The organism is Ferrimonas balearica (genome assembly GCF_019802085.1).
Taxonomy (GTDB): domain Bacteria; phylum Pseudomonadota; class Gammaproteobacteria; order Enterobacterales; family Shewanellaceae; genus Ferrimonas; species Ferrimonas balearica_B.
In genome coordinates this window covers 732,289-753,167 of record NZ_JAHVHV010000002.1, presented here as the reverse complement: position 1 = coordinate 753,167, position 20,879 = coordinate 732,289, and the positions used below count along the sequence as shown (strand labels likewise).

The 20,879-nt window shown below is 65.3% G+C and carries 17 protein-coding genes; 7 read left to right on the top strand and 10 right to left on the bottom strand.

The window, feature by feature from the left end; genetic code table 11:
* Positions 1–9: 9 nt before the first annotated feature.
* On the bottom strand, positions 10–1,149 hold the full coding sequence (locus tag KUV81_RS11815) for an efflux RND transporter periplasmic adaptor subunit (RefSeq protein ID WP_222544052.1): 1,140 nt from the start codon (positions 1,147–1,149) through the stop codon (positions 10–12).
* 156 nt (positions 1,150–1,305) lie between these two features.
* On the opposite strand from KUV81_RS11815, the gene ppk2 reads away from it, so the two are divergent.
* The 5 genes from ppk2 (at position 1,306) to KUV81_RS11790 (ending at position 5,811) form a co-directional block, all read left to right on the top strand.
* Complete coding sequence (gene ppk2, locus KUV81_RS11810; protein WP_222544051.1) at positions 1,306–2,094, top strand: polyphosphate kinase 2; 789 nt, start codon at positions 1,306–1,308, stop codon at positions 2,092–2,094.
* An 86-nt stretch (positions 2,095–2,180) separates the two neighbouring features.
* Positions 2,181–2,876, top strand: coding sequence for a spondin domain-containing protein (locus tag KUV81_RS11805; protein WP_222544050.1), 696 nt, complete (start codon positions 2,181–2,183; stop codon positions 2,874–2,876).
* A 10-nt stretch (positions 2,877–2,886) separates the two neighbouring features.
* Positions 2,887–3,603 carry a spondin domain-containing protein gene (locus tag KUV81_RS11800; protein WP_222544049.1) on the top strand — a complete coding sequence of 239 codons (717 nt, stop codon included), beginning with the start codon at positions 2,887–2,889 and terminating at the stop codon, positions 3,601–3,603.
* 56 nt (positions 3,604–3,659) lie between these two features.
* Complete coding sequence (locus KUV81_RS11795; protein WP_261389349.1) at positions 3,660–4,358, top strand: response regulator transcription factor; 699 nt, start codon at positions 3,660–3,662, stop codon at positions 4,356–4,358.
* Positions 4,339–5,811, top strand: coding sequence for a sensor histidine kinase (locus KUV81_RS11790; protein WP_222544048.1), 1,473 nt, complete (start codon positions 4,339–4,341; stop codon positions 5,809–5,811). The genes KUV81_RS11795 and KUV81_RS11790 overlap by 20 nt, the downstream gene beginning before the upstream one ends.
* 246 nt (positions 5,812–6,057) lie before the next feature.
* On the opposite strand, the gene phoU is transcribed toward KUV81_RS11790, so the two are convergent.
* Genes phoU through KUV81_RS11770 form a run of 4 tightly spaced genes read right to left on the bottom strand, consistent with a single transcriptional unit; the run spans position 6,058 to position 11,497 of the window.
* Positions 6,058–6,765, bottom strand: coding sequence for a phosphate signaling complex protein PhoU (gene phoU, locus KUV81_RS11785; protein WP_222544047.1), 708 nt, complete (start codon positions 6,763–6,765; stop codon positions 6,058–6,060).
* A gap of 11 nt (positions 6,766–6,776) precedes the next feature.
* Positions 6,777–7,595, bottom strand: a complete 819-nt coding sequence (pstB, locus tag KUV81_RS11780) for a phosphate ABC transporter ATP-binding protein PstB (RefSeq protein WP_222544046.1) — start codon at positions 7,593–7,595, stop codon at positions 6,777–6,779.
* A 15-nt stretch (positions 7,596–7,610) separates the two neighbouring features.
* Positions 7,611–9,260 carry a phosphate ABC transporter permease PstA gene (gene pstA / locus KUV81_RS11775; protein WP_222544045.1) on the bottom strand — a complete coding sequence of 550 codons (1,650 nt, stop codon included), beginning with the start codon at positions 9,258–9,260 and terminating at the stop codon, positions 7,611–7,613.
* Positions 9,261–9,268: 8 nt separating this feature from the next.
* Positions 9,269–11,497, bottom strand: a complete 2,229-nt coding sequence (locus KUV81_RS11770) for an ABC transporter permease subunit (protein WP_222544044.1) — start codon at positions 11,495–11,497, stop codon at positions 9,269–9,271.
* Positions 11,498–11,807: 310 nt separating this feature from the next.
* On the opposite strand from KUV81_RS11770, the gene ppk1 reads away from it, so the two are divergent.
* Positions 11,808–13,889: a polyphosphate kinase 1 gene (gene ppk1 / locus KUV81_RS11765; protein WP_222544043.1), complete on the top strand. Its 2,082-nt coding sequence runs from the start codon at positions 11,808–11,810 to the stop codon at positions 13,887–13,889.
* A gap of 24 nt (positions 13,890–13,913) precedes the next feature.
* The gene (gene ppx / locus KUV81_RS11760; protein WP_222544042.1) at positions 13,914–15,419 is read left to right on the top strand and encodes an exopolyphosphatase; all 1,506 of its coding nucleotides are present in this window, start codon (positions 13,914–13,916) and stop codon (positions 15,417–15,419) included.
* A 34-nt stretch (positions 15,420–15,453) separates the two neighbouring features.
* Here ppx and KUV81_RS11755 read toward each other — a convergent pair whose 3' ends face one another.
* From KUV81_RS11755 to phoR, 5 genes are all read right to left on the bottom strand, one after another.
* Positions 15,454–16,263 (bottom strand): hypothetical protein, encoded by an 810-nt coding sequence (locus tag KUV81_RS11755; protein WP_222544041.1) that lies wholly within the window; start codon positions 16,261–16,263, stop codon positions 15,454–15,456.
* 131 nt (positions 16,264–16,394) lie between these two features.
* Positions 16,395–17,852 carry a S41 family peptidase gene (locus KUV81_RS11750; protein WP_222544040.1) on the bottom strand — a complete coding sequence of 486 codons (1,458 nt, stop codon included), beginning with the start codon at positions 17,850–17,852 and terminating at the stop codon, positions 16,395–16,397.
* A gap of 1 nt (position 17,853) precedes the next feature.
* Positions 17,854–18,309, bottom strand: coding sequence for an EVE domain-containing protein (locus KUV81_RS11745; protein WP_222544039.1), 456 nt, complete (start codon positions 18,307–18,309; stop codon positions 17,854–17,856).
* Between the two features lie 123 nt (positions 18,310–18,432).
* Entirely contained in the window at positions 18,433–19,404 is a 972-nt protein-coding gene (locus KUV81_RS11740; RefSeq protein WP_222544038.1) for a PstS family phosphate ABC transporter substrate-binding protein, read from the bottom strand.
* Positions 19,405–19,514: 110 nt separating this feature from the next.
* A complete protein-coding gene (phoR, locus tag KUV81_RS11735; protein ID WP_222544037.1) occupies positions 19,515–20,816 on the bottom strand; it encodes a phosphate regulon sensor histidine kinase PhoR in 1,302 nt (433 codons plus the stop codon).
* Between the last annotated feature and the right edge of the window lie 63 nt (positions 20,817–20,879).

Below are 20,879 nucleotides of genomic sequence, written 5' to 3'. Positions count from 1 at the left end.
GCTCCCGGCTTAGCCTTGCTCATCCGCAGAGAAGGGGGTCACTTCCTGGACCACCGGGTTGACCTCGGCGCCGGGGCGGATCTTCTGCAGCCCCTCCACCACGATCTTCTCCCCCGCTTCCAGGCCGTCGATCACCGCCCACTGGACACCGAAACGCTGGCCCAGGGTGACCACCCGCTTCTGCACCATATTGCCCTCCCCCAGCACCATCACGTAGCGGCCCTGCTGGTCCTCCTGGACCGAGGCCTGGGGCACCAGCAGCTGCGACTCGGCGGTCTGGGAGCGGATCACCAAGGTGGCGTACATCCCCGGCAGGATGCTGGCGTCCGGGTTGGTGAAGCGGGCCCGCACGCTCACGGTGCCGGTGGCGACGTCCACCCGGTTGTCGACGAAATCGACAAAGCCGGTCTGCTCATACATCTCACCGTCCGGCAGGCGCAGCCGCACCTCGAGATCCTCCAGCTTGCTGACCTGGTCCGGGTTGTTACGCAGGAAGGTGCGCATCGCGGCCATCTGGCGCTCGGAGGCCTGGAAGGTGACCCAGAAGGGGTCCACCTGGACCAGGGTGGCCAGAGTGGTCTGGGGCGTCACCAGATCCCCGGTGGAGACCAGGGCGGCGGAGATCCGACCGGCGATGGGGGCCCGCACCTGGCTGTACTCCAGCTGCAGCTGGGCCGAATCCAAAGCCGCCGAGGCCTGCACCACCTGGGCCTCCGACTGCAGCTTGCGGCTGGTCAGCTCATCCATGTCGGTATCGGAGATGACCCCCTCCGGATGCAGGCGCTTGCCCCGCTCCCAGTTGATCACCGCCACGTCGCGGGCGGCGTTGGCCTGGGCCAGCACGGCGTTGGCCTGGGCCACCTGGGCCTGGAAGGATTCGGGGTCCAGGGAGTAGAGCAACTCATCCTTCTCCACCGGGTCCCCCTCGGTGAAGTGGCGCTGGATCACCTGGCCGGAGACCTGGGGCTGGATATGGACGTCTTCGAACGCCTGGGTTCGACCGACGAACTCCGCCGAAGGGCGCACCGGCTGGGCGCTGACCGCAAGCACCTGGACGCTGGGCGCGGGGCGCTCCGGCTGATGCTGAACCTTGCCGCAGGCAACCAATCCGAGGCACAGCAGTAGGCTGCACAGCGTGATCCCTTTCATAGTGGTGACTCCTTGACCCTGTTCCGATACGGATACGATTCTTTTACCTCAGACAAGCTTATCAGCAACCCCCAACAAAAACCCTCTCAACACCAATTATTTCTGTTTAACAACAAGGGGTTTAGCTACATTGGAGGAGCAGAGCCGGAGGGACGGATGAAAAAAGCGGATTACGAGTCGGAGCTGAAACGGCTCCAGGTGGAACTGGTCGCCCTGCAGGAGTGGATCAAGCAGGAGGGGCTCAAGGTGGTGGTGATATTCGAGGGCCGGGACGCCGCCGGCAAGGGGGGCGTCATCAAGCGGATCACCGAGAAGCTCAACCCCCGGGTGTGCCGCATCGCCGCCCTCCCCGCCCCCTCGGACCGGGAGAAGACCCAGTGGTACTTCCAGCGCTACGTGGCCCACCTGCCCGCCGCCGGCGAGATGGTGCTGTTTGACCGCAGCTGGTACAACCGGGCCGGGGTCGAGCACGTGATGGGCTTTTGCACCGAAGCGGAGTACAACGACTTCCTGCGGGCCTGCCCGGAGTTCGAGCGAATGCTGATCCGCTCCGGCATCATCCTGATCAAGTACTGGTTCTCCGTCAGTGACGAGGTGCAGGAGACCCGCTTCCTGGAGCGGCTGAGCGATCCGGTCAAACGCTGGAAGTTCAGCCCCATGGATCTGGAGTCCCGCAGCCGCTGGCAGCTCTACTCCCAGGCCAAGGACCGCATGTTCGCCCACACCGACACCCGCCACAGCCCCTGGTTCGTCATCGACGCCGACGACAAGCGCAAGGCCCGCCTCAACTGCATCCGCCACCTGCTCGGACGCATCCCCTACCAGCCGATCCAGTACCCGGAGATCACCCTGCCGCCGCTGGACAGCCGGGGCTACATCCGCCCCCCCATGGAGGAGCAGGTCTGGGTCGAGGATCACTACGACGACGAGCCCGAATCGTCGTGACAAAATCTTGATAAAGTTGTGAAGGTGGCTTGATACCCGCTTCCTAGACTGATCCCGAATGCGCCATTGCACCGGGAGAAAAAAGGATGAACATCAAGCCACTAGCCCTGTCACTGCTGGTCTCCAGCACCCCTCTGATGGCCCAGGAGGTGACGGTCGAGATCACCAACCTGACCCAGGGGATTTACTTCACGCCGCTGCTGGTCAGCGCCCATGACGCCCAGTACCACCTGTTCGAGGCGGGCACCAGCGCCGGGCCTGAGCTGCAGGCGATGGCCGAGGGCGGTGACATCGCCGGCCTGCTGGGGATCGCCGACAGCGTCGGGGCCGTCTCCGCCGCCAACCCCGCCGAGGGGCTGCTGGGGCCGGCCACCACCACTACGGCCAGCCTGGCCAACGTGGAGATGGGCAGCGTCCTCTCCATCACCGCCATGGTGCTGCCCAGCAACGACGGCTTCGTCGGCCTGGACAGCTGGGCCATCCCCACCGAGCCGGGCACCTACACCATTTACCTCAACGCCTATGACGCCGGCACCGAAGCCAATGACGAGCTGATCGTCGAGGGCAGCGGCGCTCCCGGCGTGCCCGGCATGCCCGCCAACCCCGGCGGCAACGGTGGCACCGGTGGCACCGGGGTGATCGACAGCGAGCCCAACACCCTGATCCACATCCACCGCGGCACCCTGGGGGATAACGACCCCGTCGGCGGCCCCAGCGATCTGGACAGCCGCCTGCACCGCTGGCTCAACCCGGTGGCCCGGGCCGTGATCACCGTGCAGTAAGGAGGCGGCCATGAACAAAGCACTTCCCCTGGCGGCCCTGATCGCCCCGCTGTTGCTCATCGGCTGTCACGACGATGACGACGACATCGTGGTCACCCCGCCGCCCGAGCCGGAGCCGATGATGGCCCGCTACCAAATCACCGTCACCAACCTGACCTCGGCCCAGCCGATGTCCCCGGTGGCCGCCTACCTGCACGACGGCACGGCCCGCGGCTGGCAACTGGGCCAGAGCGCCAGCGTCGGCCTGGAGGAGCTGGCGGAAGCCGGCGATGGCACCACCTGGCTGATGGAAGCCGAAGGCATGGGCAGCCTGACCAGCGCCAGCGGCAGCGACATCCTGATGCCGGGCATGAGCCAGAGCCTGGAGCTGACCCTGGAGGAGACCGACACCCTGGCCCTGAGCCTGGCCACCATGCTGGTCAACACCAACGACGGCTACACGGGTCTGGATGGCCTGGACCTGGCGGCCCTGGCCCCCGGTGAAGCGATGATGCGGCCGTTGCCGGTGTACGACGCCGGCACCGAGGCCAACTCCGAGCTGGCGGCCACCATCCCCGGCCCCGCCGGCGGGGGTGCCGGGTTTGACAGCGGTCGCGATGACGTCGACTTTGTCGCCCGACACCCCGGGGTGGTCAGCCAGGACGACGGCGTCGCCGACTCCGCCCTGCGCTCGATGCACCGCTTCGATGGCCCCGTGGCCCGATTGGTTGTAACAAGAATGGAGTGACGCCGGTCTGTGTGACCTCCGGGAAACCCCGGAGGTCATTCCTTAAGGAGCGGATCATGGCGGAACTGTTGGTGATCGAGGACGACGAGGACATCAATGCCCTGGTGGCGATGCACCTGGAATCCCTCAACCACCGGGTGACCCGTTGCCGCGACGGCGCCGAAGGGCATCGTCTGGCGGGCACGGAGCACTTCGACCTTATCGTGCTGGATCTCATGCTGCCGGGCATGGACGGGCTGACCCTATGTCAGCGACTGCGCCAGGAAGGGTGTCACACCCCCATCCTGATGCTGACCGCCCGCAACAGCGAAACCGACCGGGTGGTGGGGTTGGAGACCGGCGCCGACGACTACCTCACCAAGCCCTTCAGCGTTCGGGAGCTTCAGGCCCGGGTCAAGGCCCACCTGCGCCGGGCCGGACTGAGCGAGGCGGCCGAGGGGCCCCAGGTGCTGGCCCGCGGGCCGCTGCAGTTGGACCCGGAGCGCCGTCGGGTGCAGCTGGCGAAAAAAGAGGTGGAGCTGACCAGCACCGAGTTCGACCTGCTGTGGTTTCTGGCCCGTCATCCGGGCCGGGTGTACCGTCGCGACCAGTTGCTGGACGCCGTCTGGGGCTATCAGCACAGCGGCTACCAGCACACGGTCAACTCCCACATCAATCGGCTGCGGGCTAAGCTGGAACGGGATCCCGCCCACCCCGAATTCGTCCTCACCGTGTGGGGCATAGGGTACAAATTCAATGACCATCTTTCCCCGTAACTCGCTGTTTTCAAGGTTGGCCCTGGCACTGGTGGCCAGCTTCCTGCTGCTGGGCCTGGCCCTGATGTGGCTCACCCGGCTGCTGGATCACCACTACCAGGATGAGATCACCCAGCGACTGCACTTCGCCCTGGCCGAACACATCGTTCACGAGGGCCCGCTGTTTCTCGACGACCAGCCGGATCCGGCGGCGGTGGAGCGGGCCTTTCACAACATGATGATCCTGGGCAAGGGGTTCGAGTTCTACCTGCTGGACCCGGACGGACGGCTGCTCAACTACTCCGCCCCGGCGGAGAAGATCAAGCGCCAGCGCATCCCCCTGACCGCCATCCAGCAGGCGCTCTCCGACAACCCCAGTCTGCCCCTGCGGGGGCCGGATCCCAGGGCGCTGGAGCGGGACAAGATCTTCTCCGTGGCCCCGGTGCTCAGCGAAGGTCGATTGCAGGGCTACCTCTACATCATCATCAACGGCGAGATCTACGATTCCGTGGTGGCCCAGGTGGCCAGCGAGGAGTGGCCCCGCTGGGTGGCCCTGGTGCTGGCCGCCACCCTGGGGTTTCTGCTGCTCTCCACCCTGGGCCTGCTGGCCTGGCTCACCCGCCCGCTGCGCCGCCTGACCGACGACATCGAGGCGATGGAGCAGCAGGGGTTTGGCAGCGGTACTCTCAAGCTGAGGGGGCGCAATCCGCCGGATGAGATCCACCGCCTAAGCGGAGCCTTCAACGCCCTGTCGGAGCGGTTGGAGATCCAGTACCGCAAGGTCAAAAGCGTCGACGAGATGCGCCGGGAGCTGCTGGCCCACGTCAGTCACGATCTGCGCACCCCGCTGGCGGCGCTGCAGGGCTACCTGGAGACCTGGCTGTTGCAGCAGGAGCAGGGCCGGGGGGATCCGGAGTACGTGCGCATCGCCCACCAGAACGCGGGCAAGATCCACAAGATGGTAGACCAGCTGATGGAGCTGGCGCGGCTGGAGAGCGACCAGGTACCGATGCAGATCGAACCTGTTGGGATCGCCGAGCTGGTGCAGGATGTGTTGCAGAAGTACCGGCCTGCAGCCCAGGCCAAGCAGGTGCTGCTGGACGTGCAGCCCAAGGATCCCAGCTTGCAGGTGCTGGCGGACATCGAGAAACTGGAGCGGGTGTTCACCAACCTGGTGGACAACGCGCTGCGCCACTGCCAGGCGGGGGACACCATCACGGTGCGGCTGACCCCGGGGCCGGAACACCTGTCGGTGGCGGTGAGCGACAGCGGCATCGGGATCCCCGCCTCGGATCTGCCCCACATCTTCGATCCCCACTACAAGGCCGCCAACAGCGTGCGGGGCGACAGCGCCCACAGCGGCCTGGGGCTGGCGATCACCCGTCGCCTGCTGGCCCTGCACCAGTCCCCCATCGAGGTGTCCAGCCAGGTGCAGCAGGGTACCGAGTTCCGCTTCCAGCTGGACTGGGCCTGAGCCCCAATCAGAAGCGGTAGCCGAGACTCAAAGTGAAGGCGTCTCGGCTGCTGCCCTTGGAGTACATGATCACCGCTTCGAACTGACTGCCCAACCCAGTCGCATCCGCCCGCCCCGTTGATGGCTCATATCGCTTCAGCCTAGTACAGCTTAAGTGACTGGGTGGTGGGGCTTTACCTGGGGATCGAGCCGGCCTAGAACAGCAAAACGCCCGGCAGGGGCCGGGCGTTATCGCGTCGATGGGACTTACTTGAGCAGGTCTTCTACTTGGCTCATGTCGAGGTGGCGGATGTCCTTGCCCTTGACGTAGTAGATGATGTACTCGCAGATGTTCTGGCAGCGATCCCCCACCCGCTCCAGCGCCCGGGCGGCCCAGAGCACGTCCAGCACATTGGGGATGGAGCGGGGATCTTCCATCATAAAGGTCATCAGCTGGCGCACCACCGCCTCGTACTCGCTGTCGACCTTGGCGTCCTCCTTATGGATCCGCATCGCCGCGTCCACGTCCATGCGGGCGAAGGCGTCCAGCACCTCGTGCAGCATCTTCAGGGTGTGGCGGCCCATCGCCTCCATGGAGACCAGCATGCCCCGCTGACGCTTGTGGTGGTGCTCGGTGGCCAGGCGGGCGATCCGTTCGGCACTGTCGCCGATCCGCTCCAGATCCGACACCGTCTTGGAGATCGCCAGCACCAAGCGCAAGTCCGAGGCCGCCGGCTGACGCTTGGCGATGATGCGGGTGCACTCCTCGTCGATGGACACCTCCAGGGTGTTGACCTTGCGATCCCGGGCCACCACCTTCTTGGCCAGCTCCTCGTCGCCGCTTTGCAGCACCGACAGGGCGTTGGTCAGCTGCTCCTCCACCAGGCCGCCCATGGCCATCACCCGGTTGCGCACGTCCTCCAACTCGGCGTTGAACTGGCCGGAGATGTGCTTGCTGAGATTCATGTTGTCCATCGAAGGCGTCCTTAGCCGTAACGGCCGGTAATGTAGTCCTCGGTCTGCTTCTTGGCCGGGGTGGTGAACAGGGTGTTGGTGTCGCTGTACTCGATGAGCTTGCCCAGGTACATAAAGGCGGTGTTGTCGGACACCCGGGCCGCCTGCTGCATATTATGGGTCACGATCACCACGGTGTAGTTGCGCTTGAGCCCGGTGATCAGCTCCTCGATGGTCAGGGTTGAGATGGGGTCCAGGGCGGAGGTGGGCTCATCCAGCAGCAGCACCTCGGGCTCGATGGCGATGGCCCGGGCGATCACCAGACGCTGCTGCTGACCACCGGACAAACCGAAGGCGTTGTCCGCCAGGCGGTCCTTCACTTCGTCCCACAGCGCGGCGCCCTTGAGCGCCTTCTCCACCGCCTCATCCAAGCGACGGCGGTCGTTGATCCCCTGCAGGCGCAGGCCGTAGACCACGTTCTCGTAGATGGACTTGGGGAAGGGGTTGGGGCGCTGGAACACCATGCCCACGTTGCGGCGCAGGGCCGCCACGTCGACGTTGCGGTGGTGGATGTCGCTGTTGTTGAGCAGGATCTCCCCCGCCACCCGGCAGCCGTCCACCAGATCGTTCATCCGGTTCAGACAGCGCAGCAGGGTGGACTTGCCGCAACCGGAGGGGCCGATAAAGGCGGTGACCTGGTTTTTCGGGATCTTCATGGAGATCCCGTCCAGGGCCTGCTTCTGGTCGTAGTAGAGGTTCAGATCCCGGATCTCGAACGCGGTCTGCTCCGGGCTCAGTGCCGTCAGGTCCTGGGCGGTGCCCCGGGTCATGGCAGTGTCTATGGACAACATGGCTATCGCCCTCGGTTAGTGTTCAAAGGCGCGGAATTTCTCCCGCAGGTGGTTACGAACGGCAATGGCGGTCAGGTTGAGCGCCACAATCACCGTCACCAGCAAGAAGGAGGTGGCGTACACCAGGGGGCGCGCCGCTTCCACGTTCGGACTCTGGAACCCCACGTCGTAGATGTGGAAGCCCAGGTGCATGAATTTTCGATCCAGGTGGACGTAGGGGAAGTTGCCGTCCACCGGCAGCTGGGGCGCCAGCTTGACCACCCCCACCAGCATCAGCGGCGCCACCTCCCCCGCAGCCCGGGCCACCGCCAGAATGAGGCCGGTCATGATCGCCGGGCTGGCCATGGGCAGGATGATGCGCCACAGGGTTTCCGCCTTGGTGGCCCCCAGGGCCAGGCTGCCGTGACGCACCGCCGAGGGGATGCGGCTGAGCCCCTCCTCGGTGGAGACGATCACCACCGGCAGGGTCAGGATCGCCAGGGTCAGGGCGGACCAGAGCACCCCGGGGGTGCCGAAGGTGGGGTTGGGCAGCGCCTCGGGGTAGAACAGCTCATCGATGGAGCCCCCCACCATGTAGACGAAAAAGCCCAGGCCAAAGACGCCGTAAACGATGGAGGGCACCCCGGCGAGGTTGATCACCGCGATGCGGATCAGCCGGGTGATGGGCCCCTTGTGGGCGTACTCGTGCAGGTAGATGGCCGCCATGACACCGAAGGGGGTGACGATCACCGCCATCAGCAACACCATGAACACGGTGCCGAAGATGGCCGGGAAGACGCCGCCTTCGGTGTTGGCTTCCCGCGGCTCGTCGACGATAAAGCTGCCCACGGCGCTCAGCCAGTGCCAGCTTTTGCTCAGCAGGTGCATGTCGTTGGGAAAGGCGATCCCCTTGACCACGCTCAGGGGCAGACGCACCTCCTGGCCGCGCATGTCCTCGACAAAGAGCGCGTCCCGCCCCGCCTGGTTGCGCAGGGCGAACAGCTCGGTCTCCAGCACCTGGTAGGCCTGGTTCAGCTCGTCGCGCCGGGCCTGGATGCTTGCCAGCGCCTGGGGGGTGTCCTGACCGTTCAGGGCCAGCTTGCGCTGCTCCAGGCGCAGCCGCTCCAGCTGGTGGTTGATGCGGCCGATGTCCTTGCTCTGCAGGCGGTCCGCCTGGGCATTGAGGGCGTTGGCGTCGTCGATGGCACCCTCCAGGGCGGCGTGCATCGCCTCCCCGGTCAGGCGCTGGCCGTCCTGCTCCAGGGCCACCGGGTAGCCGTAAAAGTTGCCGTTACGGGCCCGCTCCACCACCGCCAAGTTGGCGGGGGTCTGGCTGGCCACCATGCTGGGAGCCAACACCCAGCGAAAATCCAGGGGCACGTATTCCCGGTTGCCGGTCTTGACCAGCAGCCGCTCGACAAACTCCTCGTCGGTGTCCAGCTCGATGCCGGCGTCCCGAAGCCGCTCCACCGGCACCCATTCGCGATCGTAGACCTCACCAATCAGCCGCTCCTGGCTGCCGTCCGGATGGGTCAACTGCCACTCGTACAGGGTGGCGGGCCAGAAAAAGGTCAGTCCGCGCCAGGCGATCAACAGCAGCAGGCCGAGCACCGCCACCAGGGAGAGGCTGACGGCGCCGCCGGTCATCCAGATCCAGGGACTTCCCGATTTAAACCACTTACCCATGCTCATCCCTACAAGGTGCTGTATTTTTCACGCAGCCGCTGGCGGACGAACTCGGCCAGGGTGTTGAAAATGAAGGTGAAGATAAAGAGGACAAAGGCGGTGAGGAAGAGCACCCGGTAGTGGGTGCTGTTGATGGCCGACTCCGGCATTTCCACCGCGATGTTGGCCGCCAGGGTGCGCATCCCCTCGAAGATGTTCCACTCCATCAGCGGCGTGTTGCCGGTGGCCATCAGCACGATCATGGTCTCCCCCACGGCGCGGCCGAAGCCCATCATCACCGCGGAGAAGATCCCGGGGCTGGCGGTGAGGATCACCACCCGGGTCAGGGTCTGCCACTGGGTGGCGCCCAAAGCCAGGGAGCCGTTCACCAAGTGCCGGGGCACGGAGAACACCGCGTCTTCGGCGATGGAGAAGATGGTGGGGATCACCGCAAAGCCCATCGCCAGTCCCACCACTAGGGCGTTACGCTGGTCGAAGGTGATCCCCAGGGTGTTGGTGACAAAGCCCCGGGCGTCGCCGTCCATCAGGTAGAGCTCCAGGTAGGGGCTCAGTTCCATCACCGACCAGCCCACCAGCAGCAGGATGGGCACCAGGATCAGCTCCCGGTAGTCGCCCCAGTGGCTGTTCTTGATGCGTTCCGGCAGCCGGTGCCAGGCGAAGGCGGTGATCAGCATGGTCAGGGGCAGGGCCAGCAGCAGCAGGATGATCCCCGGCAACCTCGCCTCCACCAGGGGCGCCAGCCAGAGGCCGGCCAAAAAGCCCAGGATCACCGTCGGCAGCGCCTCCATGATCTCCACCGTGGGCTTGACGATGCCACGGACCTTGGGGGACATGAAGTAGGCGGTGTAGATCGCCCCGGCGATGGCCAGGGGAACGGCAAAGAGCATGGCGTAGAGGGCCGCCTTAAGGGTGCCGAACGCCAGGGGCATCAGTCCCAGCTTAGCCTCGAAATCGTCGGAGCCGGAGGTGGACTGCCAGACGTGGGCCGGCTCCGGGTAGCCTTCGTACCACACCTTCTGCCACAGGGCACTGAAGGAGACCTCCGGATGCTGGTTGTCCACCGCGAACACCCGAATGCCCCCCTCGCTCTCCAGCACCAGGCCGTTGGAGCGAGGGCTGAAGGCGGCATGGCTGAGCTGGCCGTCGTTCAGGCGCTCTCGCAGCAGACGCTTTTGCGAGGTGGTGTAGTAGAGGGCCAGCTCGCCGTCGCTGTCGCCCACGGCGAAGCTTTTGCGGAAATACTCGGTGGTCAGGGCGGTGATGGGGGCCCCGTGCTGGAAGTCGCGAATGCGGTTGAACTGGCGCCCCTCGGGGGTGTTGACGGTGAACCACTGGCTCACCACCCCGTTATCGTTGGCCACCAGCAGGGAGCTGGCCCCCGCCAGCAGGGCGATGTCGGTGATCCGCGCCTGGGGCTCGGCGGCCTCCAGGGTCTGGGCCAGGCGGGGATTTTGCGGGTCGCGGATGTTCCAGACGCTGACCTGGTTGTCCGCCAGCACAAACAGCTGGCGCTGGTCGGGGGTGATCAGCAGCTCCTGCACCGCATTGGGCAGCCGGGGCAGCAGCACATCGGAACGCACCCAGGTGACCTCGTCGCTCAGGAAATCCACCTCGGCGGCCATCCGGGTCAGGGTCATCTGGCTGTCGTCCGCGCCGGCCCAGACAAAGGTGGTGGCGTCCTCGCTGGTCTCAAAGGCCAGGGCGCTGATCGCCTCCCCCTCCGGATCCAGGGTCAGCAGCGGCTCCCCCAGGGGGTAGCGCAGGTTGGGTCGGATGGTGCGGATGTCGTTGGGGTAGCTGATCTCAAAATCCGCCTTGAGCACCAGCACCTGGCCGTCGTCCAGCCCCAGGGCCGCGGTGGCGGTGGAAGGCTGGGACAGGGCCGAGCGGGTGATGGTGCGACCGGCGGGCACCCCCAGGGGCAGCAGCACCGGTTCGCCCCCCTCCAGGGAGTGGAACTCCGCCTGGCCCCCCTGGCTGAAGCGGTAGGCCCAGGTATTGGCCTCATCCAGCCCCAACTTGACCGTGGCCCCCTCGCTGATGGGGGTCAGGGTGGTGCGCGGGGTGATCTCGGCGCCGCGGAAGGTGGGGAAAACCACGTAGAGCAGGTAGATGAAGATCAGGATCAGGGCCACCAGCACCATGATGCCACCGGCGGTGATCCCAAACTGGGCCAGTTTGTCTTTGACACGGCGGCGGTGATTGCCCTTAAACCGGTCTGCGCTCGCGATTTCCATCCCTTTCCTCTGGGCCTGTGACGGGGTCCTGATCATGACGATGCGGCATTATATGTCGTTTATATGACAGTCAGGTGACATTCGCGAGCGACTTGAGGCGGATCACGACTGTTCAGGGTATCAGATGTAACCTATAGATATACTTAGGAAACTTCTTTTTATTCCCGGTCAGTCTCCGGCCTTGTCGGTCCGGTCACCCGGTGTGTTTGATGATAAAGTGGCCAAAATCACGGTCGGATTTCATCAAGATGACATCTGCATGATGGAGACTGCCGCTTTTCTCGATTCGCGTTGAACCTATTGGGGCATTATGTCGGCACAAACCACCTTTCCCTACATGGAAAAAGAGCTCAGCTGGCTCTCCTTTAACGAGCGGGTGCTGCAGGAGGCGGCGGACCCGGACAACCCGGTGATCGAGCGGGTGCGCTTTTTGGGGATCTTCTCCAACAACCAGGACGAATTTTTCCGGGTCCGGGTGGCGGATCTGCGCCGGCGCATCATCATCGCCGAAGCCAAGGGCGGCGGGGAAGCCGCCCGTACCCTGATGGCCCAGATCAACGCCAAGGTGCAGGAGCTGCAGACCCGGTTCGACGACATCTACCGCCAGCTGCTGCTGGACTTGGCCCGCCGCAACATCTTCCTGATCAACGAAACCCAGCTCTCCGAGGAGCAGGGGAAGTGGCTCAAGCGCCACTTCCGCGACAAGATCCGCCGCCACATCATCCCCATCCTGCTCACCCCGCACACGGAGCTGGACAAGTGCCTGGAGGACGGCATCACCTACCTGACCACGGAGATCCGCCACAACGATCAGGTGCGCTACGCCTTTATCCCGGTGCCCTCCGGCAAACTGCCCCGCTTCGTGCAGCTGCCCTCCGACGGCAACAAGAGCAAGAAGACGCTGATATTGCTGGACAACATCATCCGTCACTGCCTGAACGAGCTGTTCGACGGCATCGTCGAGTTCGACTCCTTGAGCTGCTACTCCATGAAGCTGACCCGGGACGCCGAGTACGATCTGTCCGACGAGATTGAGCTGAGCCTGCTGGAGAAGATGTCCTCCGGCCTCAAGCAGCGCCTCACCGCCGAGCCGGTACGCCTGGTGTACGACCGGGAGATGCCCCAGACCATGCTGGACTGCCTGCGCCAGGCCCTGGGGGTGGCCAGCTTCGATTCGGTCAACGCCGGCGGCCGTTACCACAACTTCCGCGACTTTATGGCCTTCCCCAACCCCGGTCGCAAGTACCTGGAGAACGGCAAACTGCCGGCCCTCTCCAGTCGCCAGTTCACCGACTACAAGACCGGTTTCGAGGCGATCAGCGCCGGCGACGTGCTGCTCTACTACCCCTATCACAAGTTTGCCCACCTCACCGAGTGGCTGCGCCAGGCCGCCTACGACCCGGCGGTGCGGGTCATCAAACTCAACATCTACCGAGTGGCCTCCAACTCCCAGGTGATCGGCGCCCTGACCGACGCGGTGAAAAACGGCAAGGACGTGACCGTGGTGGTGGAGCTTAGGGCTCGCTTCGACGAGGAGGCCAACATCGACTGGGCCCGCCACCTGACCGACGCCGGGGTGAAGGTCAATTTCGGGATCCCCTCGCTCAAGATCCACTCCAAGCTGGCGATCATCAGCCGGGTGGAGGAGGGCGAAATGGTTAACTACGCCCACATCGGCACCGGCAACTTCCACGAGAAAACCGCCAAGATCTACACCGATTTTGCCCTGTTCACCAAGCACCCGGAGATCACCCGGGAGGTGGAGACGGTGTTCGACTTCATCGAGCACCCCTACCGACGGGTCAAGTTCCAGCACCTGCTGGTCTCGCCGGTGGACGCCCGGCGCAAGCTCTACAGCTATATCGACCGGGAGATCCAGAACAAGCTGGCGGGGCTGCCGGCGGGGATCACCCTGAAGGTCAATAACCTGGTGGACACGGGCCTGATCAAACGCTTGTACGACGCCTCCCGCAACGGGGTGCGGGTGCAACTGATCATCCGTGGCATGTGCTCCTTGCTGCCCGGGGTCCCCGGCGTGTCCGAGAACATCCGGGCGATCTCCGTGGTGGACCGCTTCCTGGAGCACCCCAGGGTGATGGCCTTCGAGAACGGCGGCGATCCCAAGGTGTTCATCACCAGCGCCGACTGGATGGGCCGCAACATCGACAACCGAATCGAGGTGGGTTGTCCCATCCACGACAGTCGCCTGAAGCGTCAGATCCTGGATCTGCTGGCGATCCAGTGGCAGGACACCCAGAAGGCCCGGGTGATCAACCGCACCCAGGACAACCAGTACGTGCGGCGGGGCAACCGCAAAAAGGTGCGCAGCCAGATTGCCATCTACGATTACCTGGTAGCCGCCGAGCAGTCAGATTTGGCAAAATCACGCTAACTAGCGGATTTTAATAAGACTCAAATGTCCAAAAACGCCCGTCCAGCCCGGGTCGGTGACACCATTGCCGCCATCGACATGGGCTCCAACAGTTTCCACCTGGCCATCGCCCGGGTACTGGAAAACAACGTCCAGATCCTTCACCGGGTCAAGCAGCGCGTCTCCCTGGCGGAGGGGATGGACGAGAAGGGCAACCTGGCCCAGGCCGCCATGGAGCGAGGCTGGGAGTGCCTCGGCCAGTTCGCCCAGCGCCTGCAGGAGAGCCGCATCACCGACTTGCGCCTGGTGGCCACCTTCGCCCTGCGTCAGGCCCCCAATCGCCGCACCTTCCTCGACCAGGCCCGCACCATCGTCGATGCCCCCATCGAGGTGATCCCCGGCCGGGAGGAGGCCCGCCTCATCTTCGGCGGGGTCAGCCACACCACGGAGCTGAAGGACGCCACCCTGGTGGTGGACATCGGTGGCGGCAGCACGGAGATCATCATCGGCCAGGGGCCGGAGCCGGTGCTGCTGGAGAGCCTCAACATGGGCTGCGTCAGCTACCGGGATCGCTTCTTCGACGGCGGCAAGCTGAGCCGCAAACGGTTCGACAAGGCGGTGCTCTCGGCCCAGCAACAACTGGAGCCGCTGGTGGAGCGCTACCAGCAACAGGGCTGGCAACAGGCCCTGGGCACCTCGGGCACCATCAAGGCGATCGCCCAGATCTGCCAAAGCGAGTTCGACAAGCCAGAGATCAGCCGCAAGTCCCTGGAAAAACTGGTGGATCGCTTGAGCGACGCCGGACACGTGGACGAGATGGGGCTGGAGTCCCTCTCCGACAGCCGCCGGCCCATACTGCCGGCGGGGCTGGCGGTGCTGCTGGGCTGCTTCCGCGCCCTGGAGATAGACCGCATGCGCTTCTGCGACGCGGCCCTTCGGGAGGGGGTGATCTTCGAGATGGCGGACCGCACGCCTCAGCAGTCGGTGCGCCAGCACACGGTGGAGGCGATGCAGCGGCTCAACCAGGTGGACGTCAACCACGCCCGCCGGGTGGCCACCACCGCCGTCTACCTCTACCGCCAGTCTTCGCACCATCAGGAGGCCCTGGAATCCCTGCTCCACTGGGCCGGGGATCTGCACGAGGTGGGCCTCTCCCTTAACTCCAAGGGGGTGCAGCGCCACTCCGGTTACATCCTGGCCAACAGCAATATGGCCGGCTTCCACCTGGAGCAGCAGCAGCTTCTGGCCTACCTGGTGCGCTGGCACCGCAAACGCCTCGACGACTGCGACCTGCCTGAGCTGCAGCTGGCCAAACCGGCCCAGCTGGAGAGCCTGCTGATCTGCCTGCGCCTGGCGGTGCTCTGGCACCTGGGCCGCCGCCACCATGTGGCCCTGCCGGAGTGCCAGTGGGACAAGCGCACCCTGACCCTGTCCCTGCCGCCAGAGCTGGAGGAGGATCAGCTGCTGCTGGCGGATCTCGATCAGGAGCGGGAGCATCTGGAAGCCCTGGGCTGGGCCCTGAGCGGCGTCGAACCGCCAGCGGACGACTGACGGAACCGGGCCCCTCTGGGCCCGGTTCACTTTCTTACTGCTGTGCCTGACGGGCCTGCCAATGGGCTTCGGCCAGGGCGTTATAGCGGCTCAGCAGATCCCCCTCCTCCCCCAGCTCCAGCAGATCCATCTTCAGCGTCCCCCGGCCATCGAACTGGCTGGCGTAGGTGCCCATATTGATCATCCGCACCTGCCAGTCGGTCAGCCGTCCCAGCACGTAGTTGCCAAACTGGAACGCCTCGTACTCGTTGAGCAGGGTCAGGAAGTCGCTGAAGGAGAACCCCTCCAACCGCTTTTGCGCCTCGAAGGCGTCGCGATAACCCTGGGCCAGCACCGAATCCTCGGCGTAGGCCAGCTGGAACTGGTAGGAGTGACGGGTCTCGTGCAGCAAAAAGGCCAACGACGCGTAGGGGGGCATGGCGGCCAGCTTCTGTGGGTTTAAGTAGACCACCCCCGGGCCGGGGCGACTCGGATCAAAATCGAAGTACACCGTCTTGCCCGGGTAGCTGTGGGGGTCAATCACAAGCTCAGGCGGGGTGATCCCCAGCAGCGCACACTCCAGGGCAAACACCCGCTCCAGGTGGGGCCGCTGCTCATCAAAGCTCAGCTGTGGCCAGCGGGCGATGGCCTCGGCCAGCTCGGGCTCGGCCTGAATTGCCGCCACCAGCGCCTCCCCCTGCTTGCGGGTTAGAGCATGTGCCTGGGCCAAGAAGGGGCGGGCCTGGGCCTGCAGGGCAAAGGCGGAGGGGGCCTGGGCCTGAAGCTCCGGGTTGGCGTAGAAGGGATCGGCGGCCTGGGCCAGGGGCGCGCTCAGCGCCAGGGCAAGCCAGAGGGCCTTGGTCATAAAGTCGTCCTTGAGGGCAAAAAGGCGCAGCTTACCCCTTGGGAACCGGCCCCGCCAGGGGCGGGCGACTCGACCACCTCGGTGCGCTGTTCATGATGACGAACAGGCACAGACTCTGGCCCGGACTGCGGTTACGGCGTTGGTGGCGACTCGGCCAACCAGGTCAGGGCCGCAGCCATATCGCCGTCGGCCTTCCCAGGCCGCGGGGTCGGCAGCGGCACGGCCGGCATCAAGGGGCCATCCGGCATTCCCTCGTCGGCGAAGTAGCCGATCAGCGGCAGGTCCAGCTCCAGGCCACTGTGTGGCAGGCGCAGGTAAAGGATCGCCCCACCATTGATCCCCCGTCGATTGCCGCCACTGGGGCGACCGAAGGTACGTCCACGCTCGAGTTGGGCCAGCGCTTCGAGCAGCATCAGGGTGGCCGAGCGGTTCTTGCCGTCCATCAGCACCGCCACCGGTCCGCCAAAAGCGTTCTCGGCCGGGCTCAGGTTAAGCGGCTGATCTCTGGGGTTATCGCCGGGAAAGCGTCGCCAGGGCCTGTCCTGCTCCCCCTCCTCGTCGGCCAGGGTCTCCGCGCCCAGGCTCTGCCAGCTGTCGTCCCAGCTTTGCAGGTGGGGCAGCAGCGCCTCGGGCACTTGGTCGAACACCAGACGTTGTTGCCAGGGCACTATCGTCACCGGTGCGCTGATCAGGTGGCGCACCAGCTGCGCCGCCACTCTGTCCAGTCCCCCTTCGTTGCCGCGCAGATCCAGCACCAAACCCGTGGCCTGTCGCTGTTCGAGCTCAGCAAAGGCCTGGGCCAGCCAGGCCTGCCAGTCAAAATCGAAGGTCCAGGAGGCCAGGGTGGTCAGCTTCAGGTGCGCCACTTTAGGCTCGGGCCAGCTCAGCGACCAGGGCGCCGGGGGCGTGCCCAGCGCCGCCGCGCGTCGGGCCCGGGTGGTGGCCGCCACCGTAAGACTGCCGCCGTTGGCCAGGGTCAGCCGATAACGCTCGGCCCCGTAGCGCAGGGCGAATAGCAGATCGAAGCTTTCGTAGCGGCCCCAGCCGGTGACCGAGAGCCGAGCCAGCCGGGCAGCCTCGTTGTGGCCGTCGCTGGGCACCAGGGGGGTCAGCTCGGCCAGGATGTCCGCCACTGTGGCCCCGTTGATGGCGGTGATCACCTGGCCGGGCCTTAGCGGCGGCGGTGCCAGGCGATCAAGCACCAAACTCTCCGGTTCCGCCACGAAGGTGAAAGGCAGCACCGGGGCCGAATCAAACAGCTGGGCGCGGACCGACTCGGACTGGTTCCAGAAGTTGGGATAGGTGTGGCCGCAGCGCAGTGTGGCGGCCCAGCGGGAGAGCGCCAAATAGGCCTGGTCCAAATCATCCCCCGGTTGCCAGGCCTGAGCCAGGGTCGCCAGGGAGGCCTTCAATGCCGCCGGCTCCTGGTAGCGCAGCGCCCCGGGGTGCAGGGCCTCAACCGCCTCTGCCAACAGCGCCACGTCCTGTTGCCACCCCTCGGCGGTGAGTGCCGGCGCCGTGGCATCCGCCGACATCGACGACAGCCAGAGGCCGGCTACCAGGGTGAGGCAGCGAGCCCAGTGCCCCATCCTAGCCCGGCTCCGCCATCGTGAGGATCGCTTGCCACTGGGCCTCGGTCACCGGCTGGATGCTGAGCCGGCTGCGCTTGACCAGCACCATCTCTTCCAGGGCCGGATTGGCCTTGATGGCCGCCAGGCTCACCAGGGGCAGGTGCCGCTGGTAGGTCACATCCACCATGATCCAGCGAGGGTTGTCCGGATCCGATTTGGGGTCGTAGTAGGGGCTCTCGGGGTCGAACTGGAAATGGTCGGGGTAGGCCTCGCGGCTGACGGTGGCGATGCCGACCACCCCAACGTTCTTGCAGGAGGAGTGGTAGATGAACACCGAGTCCCCCAGTTTCACCTCGTCCCGCATCAGGTTGCGGGCCTGGTAATTGCGCACCCCCTCCCAGCAGGCGGTGCCCTGTGCTTTCAGGGTGTCGATGGAAAAGGTGTCCGGCTCGGTCTTAAACAGCCAGTAGGCCATGATGCGCTCCTTGATATGCTCGCCTTTCATCATGGCAGAGTACTGAGAACAAAGAAAAACCGCCCGTTTTCACGGGCGGTTTTCTGTGGGGGAACCCCGATGTGCTCGTGGGAACGTCGCGACTTACAGCTGGATCCCCAGGGCCGCCAGGTCCTTGGCGATCACGGTGCGCGGCAGGGGCACGTAGCCGTCCTTCTCCACCACGGTCTGACCCTGCTTGGACAGCATGAACTTGATGAACTCGGCCACCATGGGATCCAGGGGGCGGTTCGGGTGCTTGTTCACGTAGACGTAGAGGTAGCGGCTCAGGGGGTACTGACCGCTGGCGGCGGTGGCGGCGGTGGCTTCGACAAAGTCGCTGCCGGACTTGGCCAGGGGCACGGCGCGCACGCCGGCGGTCTGGTAGCCGATGCCGGAGTAGCCGATGGCGTTCAGGGAGGTGGACACGGACTGCACCACGGAAGCGGAGCCGGGCTGCTCGTTCACGCTGGGCTTGAAGTCCCCCTTACACAGGGCCTTCTTCTTGAAGTAGCCGTAGGTGCCGGACACGGAGTTGCGACCGTACAGCTGGATGTCGCGGCTGGCCCAGGAGCCGGCCAGGCCCAGATCCCCCCAGCGGTTCACCGCCTCGCCGCCACACCTGAGGGTGGAGGAGAAGATGGCGTCCACCTGTTCGATGGTCAGCCCCTCGATGGGGTTGTCCTTGTGGGCGAACACCGCCAGGGCGTCGATGGCCACACGGATGGCGGTGGGCTTGTAGCCGTAGCGCTTGACGAAGGCTTCCTCTTCGTTGGGCTTCATCTTGCGGCTCATGGGGCCGAACTGGGAGGTGCCCTCGGTCAGGGCCGGCGGCGCGGTGGAGGAGCCGGCAGCCTGGATCTGGGGGTTGATGTTGGGATACTGGTTGCGAAACTCCTCGGCCCACAGGGTCATCATGTTGGCCAGGGTATCGGAGCCCACGGAGGAGAGATTGCCGGAGACCCCGCTGGTTTTCTGATAATCGGGCAGGGCGGGATCAATGGCGGCCGTGGCGGAGGCGCTGACCAGGCTGGCAGCGGCGAGGCTCAGGGCACCAACGAGGTGTTTGATTTTCATGGGAATCTCCAGGTTCATCCAGGATCTGGTCAAGGTTTGCACAGGCAGTATCCGCAGCCGAGATGACAATTATGTGACATTTCGATGGCCAACAGGTTAACAACAATCCGTTAACCGGCCCGCTGCACCACCAGGGCGGCGGGGAGTTCGAAGGCGAAGCGGCTGCCCTGCCCGGCCACGGACTGGATCTCCAGCTGGCTGTTGTGGTGGTTCAGCGCGTGCTTGACGATGGCCAGCCCCAGGCCGCTGCCACCGGTGTCCCGGGAGCGGGCCTTGTCGACCCGGTAGAAGCGTTCGGTCAGCCGGGGCAGGTGCTCCGGCGAGATCCCCTCCCCCTGGTCCGCCACCTCGAACCGGGCCCTGTCGCCCTGGCGCTGCCAGCTGACCCGCACCTCACCGCCGGCGGGAGTGTAGCGGATGGCGTTCTGCACCAGGTTGGCGCAGGCGCTGTGCAGTTGCATCTCGTCGCCGTACACCTTGAGCTCGGGATCGATGTCGAACACCAGGGTGTGGCTGCCCCCGGCCAGGGTCTCCCCCTCCTGGCGGATGGTGCCCATCAGGGCCGGCACGTCCACCGGGTGCTCCAGGTCCAGATCCGCCGCCGACTCAATGCGGGAGAGGGTCAACAGGCGATCGATGAGGGTCTTCATCCGGGTGGACTGCTCCTCCATCGCCTTGTACTGACGCCCCTGCATCGACTCGGGATCGCTGGTCATCTGCATCATCTCCACGTAGCCCTGCAGCACCGTCAGCGGGGTTTTGAGCTCGTGGGAGACGTTGGCCACGAAGTCCCGGCGCATCTGTTCGAGCTGACGCAGACGGGTGACGTCCCGGGCCACCAGCAGCCGCTGGCTGTCGCCGTAGGCCATGATCCGCACCTCCAGCAGCCAGCTGTCGTTGACCGGGGAGACCAGCTCCAAAGGCTCGGCGAAGCGGCGTTTGTTCCAGTATTTGACGAAGCGGGGGTGGCGCAGCAGGTTGTGGATGCGGTTGCCGGAGTCCTGGGGCCAGTGGATCCCCAGCAGGTGCTCCGCCAGCTGGTTACTCCAGAGGATCTGCCCCTCGGGCCCCAGCACCAGGGTGGCGTCCGGCAGGGCTTCGGCCCCCTCGCGGAAGCGGGACAGCAGTCGAGCCAGCTGGGCCCGGCGGCGCCGGTTCTTGCCCTGCATGCGGTAGATGCCGTTGAAGATGGGTTCCCAGCTGCCGCTGCCGTGGGGCGGGGTCAGCCGGCGATCGTGCCACAGCCAATTGGCCAGTTTGTTGAGGTGGCGGTAGTGCCAGAACAGCAGCAACCAGGAGCCGATCAGCAGCAGCAGGGCGACCTGGTCGACCATCAGCCCCAGCAGCAGCCAGGGGATCATCCACAGGGCGAGTTTCAGCAACAGGCGGGCGCCGGAGTAGGACTCAAACATGACAACAACCTGACCGGATGGGGTGCTCGATGCCCCGGCGACGCGCGCTCACCCCATCCCGTC

Bases quoted from the DNA above. Each gene is read 5' to 3' on its own strand.
- ppx (WP_222544042.1), top strand. From the start codon at position 13,914: ATGTCCAAAAACGCCCGTCCAGCCCGGGTCGGTGACACCATTGCCGCC.
- KUV81_RS11805 (WP_222544050.1), top strand. From the start codon at position 2,181: ATGAACATCAAGCCACTAGCCCTGTCACTGCTGGTCTCCAGCACCCCT.
- KUV81_RS11750 (WP_222544040.1), bottom strand. From the start codon at position 17,852: ATGGGGCACTGGGCTCGCTGCCTCACCCTGGTAGCCGGCCTCTGGCTG.
- phoR (WP_222544037.1), bottom strand. From the start codon at position 20,816: ATGTTTGAGTCCTACTCCGGCGCCCGCCTGTTGCTGAAACTCGCCCTG.
- pstA (WP_222544045.1), bottom strand. From the start codon at position 9,260: ATGGGTAAGTGGTTTAAATCGGGAAGTCCCTGGATCTGGATGACCGGC.
- KUV81_RS11800 (WP_222544049.1), top strand. From the start codon at position 2,887: ATGAACAAAGCACTTCCCCTGGCGGCCCTGATCGCCCCGCTGTTGCTC.
- KUV81_RS11770 (WP_222544044.1), bottom strand. From the start codon at position 11,497: ATGGAAATCGCGAGCGCAGACCGGTTTAAGGGCAATCACCGCCGCCGT.
- phoU (WP_222544047.1), bottom strand. From the start codon at position 6,765: ATGGACAACATGAATCTCAGCAAGCACATCTCCGGCCAGTTCAACGCC.
- KUV81_RS11740 (WP_222544038.1), bottom strand. From the start codon at position 19,404: ATGAAAATCAAACACCTCGTTGGTGCCCTGAGCCTCGCCGCTGCCAGC.
- KUV81_RS11790 (WP_222544048.1), top strand. From the start codon at position 4,339: ATGACCATCTTTCCCCGTAACTCGCTGTTTTCAAGGTTGGCCCTGGCA.
- KUV81_RS11745 (WP_222544039.1), bottom strand. From the start codon at position 18,309: ATGGCCTACTGGCTGTTTAAGACCGAGCCGGACACCTTTTCCATCGAC.
- KUV81_RS11795 (WP_261389349.1), top strand. From the start codon at position 3,660: ATGGCGGAACTGTTGGTGATCGAGGACGACGAGGACATCAATGCCCTG.
- KUV81_RS11815 (WP_222544052.1), bottom strand. From the start codon at position 1,149: ATGAAAGGGATCACGCTGTGCAGCCTACTGCTGTGCCTCGGATTGGTT.
- pstB (WP_222544046.1), bottom strand. From the start codon at position 7,595: ATGTTGTCCATAGACACTGCCATGACCCGGGGCACCGCCCAGGACCTG.
- ppk2 (WP_222544051.1), top strand. From the start codon at position 1,306: ATGAAAAAAGCGGATTACGAGTCGGAGCTGAAACGGCTCCAGGTGGAA.
- ppk1 (WP_222544043.1), top strand. From the start codon at position 11,808: ATGTCGGCACAAACCACCTTTCCCTACATGGAAAAAGAGCTCAGCTGG.
- KUV81_RS11755 (WP_222544041.1), bottom strand. From the start codon at position 16,263: ATGACCAAGGCCCTCTGGCTTGCCCTGGCGCTGAGCGCGCCCCTGGCC.